Consider the following 11,399-nt stretch of genomic DNA (forward strand, 5'->3'; position numbering starts at 1 on the left):
CCATGGATGGGTTCTCTTTCCAAGCCACAGAGTGACATGCGTCAGTCCAGGACCACCACAGGGGGGCATGTCGTGCTGCCATTTGACGCGTCCACGCAGAGCCGGCGGCTGGGCCGGCGTCTGCTCCAGCTCTACGCGGGTCTCGTGCTCTACGGCGCGAGCTCCGCCCTCCTGGTGAAGGCGGGTCTGGGCCTGGAGCCCTGGAACGTTCTCCACCAGGGCCTCGCCGAGCTCACCGGACTGAGCATGGGCGTGGTGCTGACACTCGTGGGCGCGAGCGTGCTGCTGCTGTGGATCCCGCTGCGTCAGCGCCCCGGCCTCGGCACCGTCTCCAACGTCCTCGTGATCGGTGTCGCCATGGACGCCACCCTGGCCGTCCTGCCCGGCGTCCGCCCCCTGGTCCTCCGGGTGGGCCTGCTCCTGGCGGGCATCGTGCTCAACGGCGTGGCGACCGGCCTCTACATCGCGGCCAGCCTCGGCCCCGGCCCCCGCGACGGCCTGATGACCGGGCTGCACCGGCGCACGGGCCGCTCGATCCGGCTGATCCGCACGGCCGTGGAGGTCGCCGTCGTCGCCACCGGCTTCGTCCTCGGCGGCACCGTCGGCATCGGGACCCTGCTGTACGCGCTGTCCATCGGCCCCCTCGCCCAGCTCTTCCTGCGCGTGTTCGCCGTTCCCCCGGCACCGGGACGCAGCAGGGTCGTTGCCGCCGGGCAACCGGAACGGGCCATACTGCCCCGGTGACCACGCCTGAGCGCCATCCCTATCTCGACCATCCCGGCCCGATCGCCTTCGCCCACCGGGGCGGGGCGGCGGACGGCCTGGAGAACACCGCGGCCCAGTTCCGGCGCGCGGTGGCGGCGGGCTACCGCTATATCGAGACGGACGTGCACGCCACGGCCGACGGAAAGCTGGTCGCGTTCCACGACGCGACCCTGGACCGGGTGACGGACGGGGCGGGCCGGATCGCCGACCTGCCCTGGACGGACGTGCGCCGCGCGCGCGTGGCGGGCAGCGAACCGGTGCCCCTCTTCGAGGAGTTGCTCGAACAGTTCCCCGGGGTCCGCTGGAACGTGGACGTCAAGGCGGAGCCCGCGCTGCGTCCCCTGCTCGACTTGGTCGAGCGCGCGAACGCCTGGGGGCGCGTCTGTGTCGGCTCGTTCTCCGAGGCACGTGTGGTGCGCGCCCAGCGGCTGGCCGGACCGCGCCTCGCGACGTCGTACGGCACCCGCGGTGTGCTGGGCCTGCGGTTGCGCTCCTGGGGGATACCGGCGGCGCTGCGCCGCTCGGCGGTCGCCGCCCAGGTCCCCGTGGCCCAGTCGGGCATCCCCGTGGTCGACCACCGCTTCGTGCGCACGGCCCATGCGAGCGGGCTGCAGGTGCACGTGTGGACGGTCAACGAGGCCGATCACATGCACCGGCTCCTGGACCTGGGCGTGGATGGCATCATGACCGATCACATCGACACACTGCGCAAGGTCCTCGAGGACCGGGGCACCTGGCTCTGAACGCCCCGCGCGGTCACGTTCCCCGGGGAAGCGAGGGCGCGGGTGGGTACCGACACCGTGCAGGCGGCGGCCGACGAGGCCGCCGAGCGGCGGCGTGAACAGCGCGGCTGGTATTTCTACGACTGGGCGTGCTCCGTCTATTCGACGAGCGTGCTGACCGTGTTCCTCGGTCCCTATCTGACGTCGGTGGCCAAGTCTGCGGCGGACGTGGACGGTTATGTGCATCCGCTGGGGATCCCGGTCCGCGCGGGGTCGTTCTTCGCCTACTGCGTCTCCGCCTCGGTCGTCCTGGCGGTGATCGTCATGCCGCTCGCGGGCGCGGCGGCCGACCGGAGCGGCCGCAAGAAGCCCCTGCTCGCGCTGAGCGCGTATCTGGGCGCCGCGGCCACCACGGGCATGTTCTTCCTCGGCGGCGAGCGCTATCTGCTCGGTGGTCTCCTGCTGATCGTCGCGAACGCGTCGGTGGCCGTCTCGATGGTGATCTACAACTCCTACCTGCCGCAGATCGCCCCGCCCGAGGAGCGCGACGCGGTCTCCTCGCGCGGCTGGGCGTTCGGTTACGCGGCCGGCTCCTCGGTCCTGGTCGCGAACCTGGTCCTGTTCACGGCCCACGACTCCTTCGGGGTGTCGGAGTCGACGGCCGTGCGCATCTGCCTGGCCTCGGCCGGCGTCTGGTGGGGCGCCTTCACCCTCGTACCCCTCAGGCGGCTGCGCGACCGTCGTACGGCGTCCGCGCCCCCCGGGGCACCCGCGGTGCACGGCTGGCGGCAGCTGGCGGCCACGGTCCGGGACATGCGCGGCACGCCCCTGACCCTCGCCTTCCTGCTGGCCTACCTCGTCTACAACGACGGCATCCAGACGGTGATCTCGCAGGCGTCGGTGTACGGCTCCGAGGAGCTGGGCCTGAGCCAGTCCACGCTGATCGTCGCCGTGCTGCTGGTGCAGGTGCTGGCGGTGGGCGGCGCGCTGGGCATGGGCCGGCTGGCCCGGACGTACGGCGCCAAGCGCACCGTCCTCGGCTCGCTCGTCGCCTGGGCCCTGACGCTCGGAGCCGGCTACTTCCTGCCCGCGGGGGCGCCGGTGTGGTTCTTCGTCCTCGCCGCCGGTATCGGGCTGGTCCTGGGCGGCAGCCAGGCACTGTCGCGCTCCCTCTTCTCCCATCTCGTGCCGCCCGGCAAGGAGGCCGAGTACTTCTCGGCTTACGAGATGAGCGACCGGGGCATGAGCTGGCTGGGGCCGCTGCTGTTCGGGCTCACCTACCAGCTGACCGGGAGCTACCGGGACGCGATCATCTCGCTCGTGGCCTTCTTCGCCATCGGGTTCGCGCTGCTGGCACGGGTCCCGGTGCGGCAGGCGGTGCGCGACGCGGGGAACCCGGTCCCCGAAACGATTTAGCGGCTCGCGGAAAAGGCTGTAGTGTACGCGTTTGGCCTGCCAGGCGTACCGTTACTGCGCGGCAATGACGCCGAAACGCTGGGTGACATCTGCTAGCAGATGTGACAAACCAGGCGCCGGTGGGTACAACAAGGGGCGGCTACGACGGCGACGCATGACCCGGAACGGGACTCGGAACGGGAATCTTTACCGCCGACCGGACGTTGACCGGATGACGACGACAGCGACACCTGTCCTGTGGGCGACAAGCCCGGGAGGCACGATTCATGAGTGAGCGAGCTCTTCGCGGCACGCGCCTCGTGGTGACCAGCTACGAGACGGACCGCGGCATCGACCTGGCCCCGCGCCAGGCCGTGGAGTACGCATGCGAGAAGGGGCACCGCTTCGAGATGCCCTTCTCGGTCGAGGCGGAGATCCCGCCGGAGTGGGAGTGCAAGGTCTGCGGAGCCCAGGCACTTCTGGTGGACGGCGACGGCCCGGAGGAGAAGAAGGCCAAGCCCGCGCGTACGCACTGGGACATGCTGATGGAGCGGCGCACCCGCGAGGAGCTCGAAGAGGTCCTCGAGGAGCGTCTCGCCGTTCTCCGTTCCGGTGCGATGAACATCGCGGTGCATCCGCGGGACAGCCGCAAGTCCGCCTGACCCCGCCGGGGCCGGGCGGGTCATCACGCACGCCGACAGCAGCGGGCGCCGTACGTCACCATGACGTACGGCGCCCGCTGTCTGCCGCCGCTGCCCTTTCCGCCGCCGCTCAGCGCGTCAGCGGGGGGCGTGGCCCCCGTCCGGTCCCGTCCGTGCCGGGCGCGTCGTCCCTGATGACCTCGCCCTGGACGACCTTGCCGTCGGGGCGGTGCATACGGGCCTGCTGAAAGACGCCGGCGAAGCTGCCGAAGGGCGCCTCGCCGAGCTTGCGGTCGATCGTGCGCTCGGCGTACCGGCTCACCGCCTTCTGGACCGGCGGCAGCAGGAGCAGCAGACCCGCCGCGTCGGAGATCAGCCCCGGCAGCATCAGGAGCAGGCCCCCGAGCATCATCAGTCCGTTGCCGCTCCCGCCGCTCGGCGCCGCCTGCGGCTGCCGGGACTGCAGTGTCTCGCCGAGGCTGCGGAAGGCGCGGCGCCCGGCCCGCTTGACGGCCATGGAGCCGAGCAGGAAACCGGCGACCAGTAGCAGGAAGACCGTGACCCCGCCGGCCGCCCCCGCCACCGCCGTGAGCAGCCAGATCTCCAGCACCAGCCACGCCGCGATGCCCAGCGGCAGAAACGTGCGCAGCCGGGAACGCCGCGGCCGGGCGGGGTACGGGGAGGTCGGTGCGCCAGTCGTCATGCTCCCAGTGTGCCTGGGCCGGGCTCAGCGCGGGATAAGGGGTGATCAGCCGCTCCCCGTGAACCGTGGCGCCCCATCCGTGAGCCCGAACGAGCGACGGTGCGATGCGGCGTCCGGTTGACGCGGGCCGCGGAGCGCCCCGCGGCCGAGGCCGGCACCTCAGGAGGACTTGCCGCGGCCCGTGACCTTGGCGACGCGCTCCCCCACGCCCCACGCCGTGACCCGCCACAGCGCCTCGACGAGGATGTCCCGGCTCATCTTGGAGTCGCCCAGCTCCCGCTCGACGAAGGTGATGGGCACCTCCACCACGTGGTAGCCGGCCTTGACCGCGCGGCGGGCGAGATCGACCTGGAAGCAGTACCCCTGTGAGGCGACCTGGTCGAGGCCGAGGCCCTCAAGGGTCTCGCGGCGGAAGGCGCGGTAGCCGCCGGTGATGTCGCGCAGCGGCAGGTCGAGGGCGAGGCGCGAGTACAGGCTGCCGCCGCGGGAGATGAACTCACGGGTCCTGGGCCAGTTCACGACCCGCCCGCCCGGCACCCAGCGGGAGCCGAGCACCAGGTCGGCGCCCTTGAGCGCGGTCAGCAGGCGCGGCAGTTCCTCGGGCTGGTGGGAGCCGTCGGCGTCCATCTCGATCAGGACGCCGTAGTCGTGCTCCAGGCCCCAGCGGAAGCCCGCCAGGTACGCGGCACCCAGGCCCTCCTTGCCCCTGCGGTGCAGTACGTGGACGTGGTCGTCCTCGGCCGCCAGTTCGTCCGCGAGTTTGCCGGTGCCGTCGGGGCTGTTGTCGTCGGCCACGAGGACGTGCGCCTCGGGCACGGCCGACCGCACCCGGCCGACGATCGCCCTGATGTTCTCGACCTCGTTGTAGGTCGGGATGATCACCAAAGCGGTGCCGAGCGGACCGAACTGCCTCCCCTGGGCTCCTGCCGCAAGGGTCCCGTCGCCGTCGTTCACTGCTGCCCCTTCATGTCCGTACGCAGGGGACCACCATAGTGGCCGGTGCCTGCACCGACGCGACAGCGCGTTTGTACGGTGGTGTCGATTGCACAAGAGTCGGGTAAGAGTCTTTTTTCCGCATTCCCTCAGCTGCGGTGGGGGCCCGGCGCCCTTCGGGCCGACCTGGCACCCGCTGGCTGCGGGTCGACCGAAGGCCGTTGTCTACTGAACGTCCGGGCCCCACCCGGGTCACACCCTGCCGACCGCCCGGAACGTTCGCTCGCCGTCGGCGCGGGCGCTGAGCCTGGCTCCCAGTGGTGATGCGCCGGTGCGGCACACGACCCCTGACCCAGCGGCGCCGAGGCGACTGCGCGGAGGTTCCCCGGTCGGACGTCCGGTGGTGGACGCGGCCGAACCTACCGGCCCCCCGCGGCTCGCTGTCAACAGACGTTTGACCTGCGGTTCTTCCCACAATGCCCTGGTCAGGGCGGAGGATACGCAGGTCGCGCGACGGCGTGGTGGCGGGCGACCGGCCCCACGCCACCCCGGGAGATCACTCGCCCGGCCGTACGAACACCGTCCTGCCGTGCACCACGGTGCGCAGACAGACCGGCAGCTCGGAACCCGGGGTCAGATCGGGCAGTCCGGGGGTGCCGGACCGGGGGTCGGTCGACCAGCGGGCGACCCGGTCGTCGGGCGCCTGGACGACGAGCCCACCGGTGCGCCACACCGCGTAGTCGGCCGGCGCACCGGGCACCAGCGCGCCCGCGTCGTCCCGGCCGACGGCCCGCCAGCCACCACGGGTGTGCGCGGTGAACGCGGCCCGCGCCGACACCCGGTGCTCGGGGGTGCGGTGGAAGGCCGCCGCGCGGACCGTGCCCCACGGATCCAGGGGGGTGACGGGGCTGTCGGAGCCGAAGGCGAGCGGGACACCGGCCCGCAGCAGGGCCGCGAACGGGTTCAGCGTGCGGGCCCGCTCGGCGCCGAGACGCTCGGCGTACATGCCGTCCTCGCCGCCCCACAGCGCGTCGAAGGCGGGCTGGACGGACGCGGTCAGGCCGAGTTCGGCGAAGGCCGCGACGGTCTCCGGGGTGAGCATCTCGGCGTGCTCCACCCGGTGGCGGGCGGCACGGATGCGGGCGAGGCCGATCTTCTCTGCGGCGGCACGGACGCCTTCCACCACGGTGGTCACGGCGGCGTCGCCGATGGCGTGGAAGCCCGCCTGCAGTCCGGCCTCGGTGCAGGCGACCACATGCGCGGTGACCTCGGCCGCGTCCAGGTACGCGGTGCCGGTGTGCCCGGCGTCGGCGTACGGCTGGTGCAGGCAGGCGGTGTGCGAGCCCAGCGCGCCGTCGACGAAGAGGTCCCCCGCGGCGCCGAGCGCGCCCAGGTCCCGGGCCCGGGCGACGCCCTCCTCGCCCCGCTCGGCCCAGTAGCCCACCACGCGGGGCCCCGGTTCCTCGGCGGCGAGCCGCAGCAGCGCGGTGAAGTCCCCCTCCGAGGAGATCTCGGGGCCCCCGCACTCGTGGACGGATCCGATGCCCAGGGACGCGGCGTGGGCGAGGGCCGCGCGCTGGGCGGCGGCGCGCTGGGCGGGGCCGATCGCGGCGAAGGCGGCCGCCCGCACGGCGTGGTGCGCGTCGCGGGTGAGCGGCTCGTCGTCGGCGTGGCCCGCCATCCCCCGCACGTGCGGCACCAGGGCCAGCAGGGCGGTGGTGACGACGGCCGAATGGACGTCGATCCGGCTGAGGTAGAGCGGACGGCCCCCGGTGATCTCGTCCAGCTCGTCCCGCCGCGGTGCCCGCCGTTCGGGCCAGCGGGCGGCGTCCCAGCCGTGGCCGAGCAGCACCCTGTCGTCCGGGCGGGCCGCCGCGAAGTCGCGGACGAGGGCGAGGGCGGCCGACAGGGAGGGCGCACGCGACAGGTCGAGGCCGGTGAGCGCGAGACCCGTGGAGGTGGTGTGCACGTGTGCGTCGGTGAACGCGGGGGTCACGAGCGCGCCGTGCAGGTCGACGATCTCGTCGACGTCGTCCGCGAAGGCGTCGGCGGCACCTTCGGAGCCGACCCAGGCGACCTGTCCGCGCTCGACGACCATGGCGGTCGCGAAGGGGTCGGCGGGGCTGTGGACTTCTCCTCGGCGCAGCAGGACGGTCTGCGACGGGGCGGTGCGCTCGTTCATGGGGAACAGTCTCGCGCCTCGCCCCGGCCGGCCGGCACGCAGGTCCGTCAGATACGGGGCGGCCGTGCCTCGTACGGCGTCGACAGCACGACGGTCGTGCGCGTGGACACCCCGGCGAGCGTCCGCACGCGCGCCAGCAGTTCCTCCAGCTCGTGGGGCGTGGCCACGCGGACCTTGAGGATGTAGTTCTCCTCGCCGGCGACGCTGTGGCACGCCTCGATCTCCGGCACTCCGGCGAGCCGCTCCGCGATGTCGTCGGGGGCGCTGGGGTCGAACGGCTTCACGGAGATGAAGGCGGTCATCGGCAGCCCGACGGCCTCCGGGTCGACGACGGCGGCATACCCGCGGATGACGCCGCGCTGCTCCAGTCGGCGCACCCGCTGGTGCACGGCCGACGTGGACAGGCCCGTGGCCTTGCCCAGGTCGGTGTAGCTCATCCGCCCGTCCTTGACGAGCAGCTGCACGATCTGCCGGTCCAGCTCCTCCATGGCGCTAGAACCTACAGGGCGCTTGATCCCTTCGATACCTCAGCGGCGCAGGTCATACCCGCTTTGTGATGTGGCGGGGGGCCGTGTGTGCGCCGTCCGTGGGACAAATCCGCCGAGCCCGGCACCTGCGGGCGGCATGTGACGAACGCCACAGTCCGCGGGCGGGGTACGTGATGATCTCGTGATTACCGGCGAGACGGGACGGGAAGTGCTTGCTGTGGTCGAGGCCACAGTGCCTTGTCGGCCCAGCCCGAGGGGGAGAATCCCAATGCAGAGTCTGAAGCGCCCTGGCCGTTCCGCGTCCAAGCGGCAGCGGCCCGTCGTCGCACCCGAGCCGGAGGGCGTCGAACCCGACGACGAGTTCGACGCGTACGACACCTTCGAGATGTACCGGGTGATCTGCCCGGACTGTGCGCAGCCCATCGCACTGCTGGCGGACGAGGAGGTCCTGCCCGAGCACGCGCTGTGCGCCTCGCCGTGGAACCCGTTCGGCCTCACGGTCTGCGCCGGCACGGGCCGCGCGGCGGGCGACGCCCGGCCCGCGGACGAGTCCGTGCAGCCGCAGGAGCAGCAGAGGGCCCTTCTGCTGACCCTTCCCCAGGGGCTCGACTGGCGCACGCAGCCGTTCTCCCACGTCGGCGGCCCCGGCTCGCGCCCGATGCGGATGCCGGCGATGCGGCGCCAGGCCGCCTGACACCTCGCACGCCGCTCTGCGGGCGTCGTCGCCCGCCCCGCAGCACCTGCCCCCGCGCCACGACCCGCACGCCGTCGTGGCGCACGACCCGTGCGTCCGGACATCCGCCCGGACGGGACGGCGGCCCCGCCGTGCGCACACCCGGCGGCACGGACGCCGTGGACGGCCGGGACACCCTGGACGGTGAAGGCGTGCCATGCCCCCTACGGGCCCGCCGGGGAACTCACGCTCGATGCCCGACTCCGGTGACCTGTGCGCCCGCCCGGGCGTTTCCCCGGGTATGACCCCTACGTTTTCCGCGGCCGGGCCCCGGCGACGGGTGTTCGTCCCGGCACCGGCAGCGGCGCTTCCGCCGCCCCACCCCCAGGACCCGCCCATCTACCGCGCGCTGATGCGGACCTGGGCCGACCGCGGGCGCACCTTGCCGGGGCGCCACGACCCGGAGTGGGTGCGGCTCGCGGCACCCCCGGCCGGCCCGACCCGGCTCGCCCTGGGCCGGGACTCGTTCAGCGTGACTCGGGACCAGCGAGGTGACGGGCGATGACCATCCGCTGGATCTGATTCGTCCCCTCGACGATCTGCAGCACCTTGGCCTCGCGCATATAGCGCTCGACCGGGAAGTCCGCTGTGTAGCCGTACCCGCCGAGCACCTGGACGGCGTCCGTGGTGACCCTCATCGCCGTGTCGGTGCAGTGCAGCTTGGCCATGGCCGCCTGCTTCGCGAACGGCCGGCCGGCGTCACGCAGCCGCGCCGCCGCCAGGTACAGCGCCCGGCCCGCCTCGATCTGCGTCGCCATGTCGGCGAGTATGAAGCGCAGCCCCTGGAAGTCCGCGATCGGCCGTCCGAACTGCCGCCGCCCGGTGGCGTACGCGACGGCCTCGTCGAGCGCCGCCTGCGCCACGCCGATGGCGCAGGCGGCGATGCCCAGGCGCCCGGAGTCGAGCGCGGACAGGGCGATCGCGAAGCCCTGGCCCTCCTCGCCGACGCGGCGCACGTCGGGCACCCGCACCCCGTCGAAGTGGACCTGCGCGGTCGGCGACCCCTTCATGCCCATCTTCTTCTCGGGCGTCGCGCTGCCGAGCCCTTCGGCGTCGCCGGGGACCAGGAAAGCGGTGATCCCTCGCGGGCCCTCCCCGCCGGTGCGCGCCATCACGGTGTAGAAGTCGGCGATCCCCCCGTGCGTGATCCACGCCTTGGTCCCGTTGATCACCCAGTCCCCGCCGCCCGTGCCCGAGGCGGCCCCCTCCGCCCGGGCGGCCCTCGTACGCAGGGACGCCGCGTCCGATCCGGACGCCGGCTCGGACAGGCAGTAGGCGCCCAGCAGTCCGCCGCCGAGCATCGCCGGCAGGTGCTCGGCCTGCTGCTCCTTCGTGCCGTAGTGCGCAAGGGCGTGGCAGGCCAGGGTGTGGACGCTGACCCCGAGGCCGACGGTGAGGCGGGCCGCGGCCAGCTCCTCCAGGACCTGCAGGTAGACCTCGTACGGCTGGTCACCGCCGCCGTACTCGGAGTCGTAGGGCAGGCCGAGCAGTCCGGATTCGGAGAGCAGCCGGAAGACCTCGCGCGGGAAGCGCCCGGCGTCCTCCTCCTCGGCCGCCTTGGGGGCGATCTCGCGCTGCGCGATGTCACGGACGAGGGAGATCAGATCCCGGGCCTCCTCCGTGGGCAGTTGACGGTCCACCGGCTGCGGGGCGCGGTCGGGCATGGCGACGCTCTCCTCCCTCTCGGGCATATCGGCGGCCGGACGCCTTGGGTGGGGCGGCTCCGCCGGGTCTCACAGGGCCTGTCGATGCTCGCCGCTCCGGGTCGCGGAAGCGGCTGACCAGCGGCTGGCGCTTGGAGTATGCCCGATCAAAGGCACCACGTCACCAGTTAACGACCGCTTACTTCAAGAAAGGCGCAGCGGGCGTCAGAGATCGCTCCACACCCTTCATGCTGGGGCCGGGCCCCCATGTCCGCTCGGGGACGGGGACCGACCGGGTCGGTCCGCCCGTGGGAGGGGCGCGGGACGGCCACGGCGACGCGACGGGGCGGCCTCACCGCGGCCGGGCCCCCGGGGAGGCCGCCGCCCCGGCTCTCGGCGGAGGTCAGACGAGGGGCCGACGGGCGGCCGGCGGGGCCGTGCGGACGGGTTCCAGTTCCTCGATGGCGCGCAGGGTGCCGCCGAGCGTTCTCACCAGCAGGGCGCGCATGCTGTCGCGGGACGGCTCGGGGCGGTCCATCCAGTCGAGCGTCACACCCTCCATGCCGCACACCCAGCCGAGGAGCCCCATGCGTGCCAGGGGAGCGATGTCGCGCCTGCCGTACGCCCCCTCGGCGATGGTGGTGACGATCGCCTCGCGCACCCCGTCCCGGATGGCGTGCACCTGGGCGTCGAAGCCGACGCCGCCGCTGACGATCGTGCGGTAGGCGGCCCGGTTGTGCTCGGCGTAGCGCAGATAGCCGTCGATGGTGCGGCGCACACGCTCCTCCGGCGGCAGTCCGAGACCGCCGGCCGCGAAGGTGACGAGTTCCGCCACCGAATCCTCGACAATGGCGAGGTAATAATCACGCTTGGATCTGAAGTAGTAGTAGATCAGTCCTTTGGCGACCTGCGCATGGCGCGCGATGTCATCCATCGACAGCGCGTCGTACGAGGTGTCGGCGAATAACTTCCGTCCGACGGCGATGAGTTCGGAACGGCGCGCCACCGAGCGGTCGGTACCGCGCGCAGCGCCGGGACGTTCCGTGCCTCGCTGTTGACTGTCATTCAATTTCGGCCCATGCCTCCAACTGCCGGCGGGACATCGGCAGTATTGCAGAATGGCGCGGAGCCGTTCCGGAATTGCCCGGGCCGCCCGGATCACGGCAGGTCGCGGCCCCCGGTCTCCCGGGGGCC

Annotated in this window: 12 protein-coding genes; 6 read left to right on the forward strand and 6 right to left on the reverse strand. The window is 72.7% G+C overall.

Features of this window, described 5'->3' with window-relative positions:
- The first annotated feature begins 36 nt into the window (after positions 1–36).
- The 4 genes from yczE to ACZ79I_RS05880 all read left to right on the forward strand — a co-directional run bounded on the left by yczE (position 37) and on the right by ACZ79I_RS05880 (position 3,544).
- Positions 37–744, forward strand: a complete 708-nt coding sequence (gene yczE, locus ACZ79I_RS05865) for a membrane protein YczE (protein WP_471494740.1) — start codon at positions 37–39, stop codon at positions 742–744.
- The gene (locus ACZ79I_RS05870; RefSeq protein ID WP_471494742.1) at positions 741–1,508 is read left to right on the forward strand and encodes a glycerophosphodiester phosphodiesterase; all 768 of its coding nucleotides are present in this window, start codon (positions 741–743) and stop codon (positions 1,506–1,508) included. Before yczE ends, ACZ79I_RS05870 begins: the two co-directional genes overlap by 4 nt.
- Positions 1,509–1,550: 42 nt before the next feature.
- Positions 1,551–2,903, forward strand: coding sequence for an MFS transporter (locus ACZ79I_RS05875; RefSeq protein ID WP_471494744.1), 1,353 nt, complete (start codon positions 1,551–1,553; stop codon positions 2,901–2,903).
- A 266-nt stretch (positions 2,904–3,169) separates the two neighbouring features.
- Positions 3,170–3,544: an RNA polymerase-binding protein RbpA gene (locus ACZ79I_RS05880; RefSeq protein ID WP_003977404.1), complete on the forward strand. Its 375-nt coding sequence runs from the start codon at positions 3,170–3,172 to the stop codon at positions 3,542–3,544.
- A 109-nt stretch (positions 3,545–3,653) separates the two neighbouring features.
- On the opposite strand, the gene fxsA is transcribed toward ACZ79I_RS05880, so the two are convergent.
- The 4 genes from fxsA to ACZ79I_RS05900 form a co-directional block, all read right to left on the reverse strand.
- Positions 3,654–4,226 carry an FxsA family membrane protein gene (gene fxsA, locus ACZ79I_RS05885; protein WP_471494745.1) on the reverse strand — a complete coding sequence of 191 codons (573 nt, stop codon included), beginning with the start codon at positions 4,224–4,226 and terminating at the stop codon, positions 3,654–3,656.
- Between the two features lie 159 nt (positions 4,227–4,385).
- A complete protein-coding gene (locus tag ACZ79I_RS05890) occupies positions 4,386–5,180 on the reverse strand; it encodes a polyprenol monophosphomannose synthase (protein ID WP_471494747.1) in 795 nt (264 codons plus the stop codon).
- 535 nt (positions 5,181–5,715) lie between these two features.
- Positions 5,716–7,341, reverse strand: coding sequence for an amidohydrolase (locus tag ACZ79I_RS05895; protein WP_471494749.1), 1,626 nt, complete (start codon positions 7,339–7,341; stop codon positions 5,716–5,718).
- Between the two features lie 47 nt (positions 7,342–7,388).
- On the reverse strand, positions 7,389–7,829 hold the full coding sequence (locus tag ACZ79I_RS05900) for an Lrp/AsnC family transcriptional regulator (protein ID WP_388370406.1): 441 nt from the start codon (positions 7,827–7,829) through the stop codon (positions 7,389–7,391).
- Positions 7,830–8,097: 268 nt separating this feature from the next.
- Here ACZ79I_RS05900 and ACZ79I_RS05905 point away from each other — a divergent pair, with 268 nt between their 5' ends.
- The gene (locus tag ACZ79I_RS05905; RefSeq protein ID WP_471494751.1) at positions 8,098–8,523 is read left to right on the forward strand and encodes a hypothetical protein; all 426 of its coding nucleotides are present in this window, start codon (positions 8,098–8,100) and stop codon (positions 8,521–8,523) included.
- Positions 8,524–8,803: 280 nt separating this feature from the next.
- Positions 8,804–9,067, forward strand: a complete 264-nt coding sequence (locus ACZ79I_RS05910) for a hypothetical protein (RefSeq protein ID WP_471494753.1) — start codon at positions 8,804–8,806, stop codon at positions 9,065–9,067.
- Here ACZ79I_RS05910 and ACZ79I_RS05915 read toward each other — a convergent pair.
- Entirely contained in the window at positions 9,030–10,226 is a 1,197-nt protein-coding gene (locus ACZ79I_RS05915; protein WP_471494755.1) for an acyl-CoA dehydrogenase family protein, read from the reverse strand. The two genes, ACZ79I_RS05910 and ACZ79I_RS05915, sit on opposite strands and share 38 nt — an antisense overlap.
- Positions 10,227–10,608: 382 nt before the next feature.
- Complete coding sequence (locus tag ACZ79I_RS05920; RefSeq protein ID WP_471494757.1) at positions 10,609–11,274, reverse strand: TetR/AcrR family transcriptional regulator; 666 nt, start codon at positions 11,272–11,274, stop codon at positions 10,609–10,611.
- Between the last annotated feature and the right edge of the window lie 125 nt (positions 11,275–11,399).

It is taken from the genome of Streptomyces sp. PSU-S4-23, from assembly GCF_055632315.1.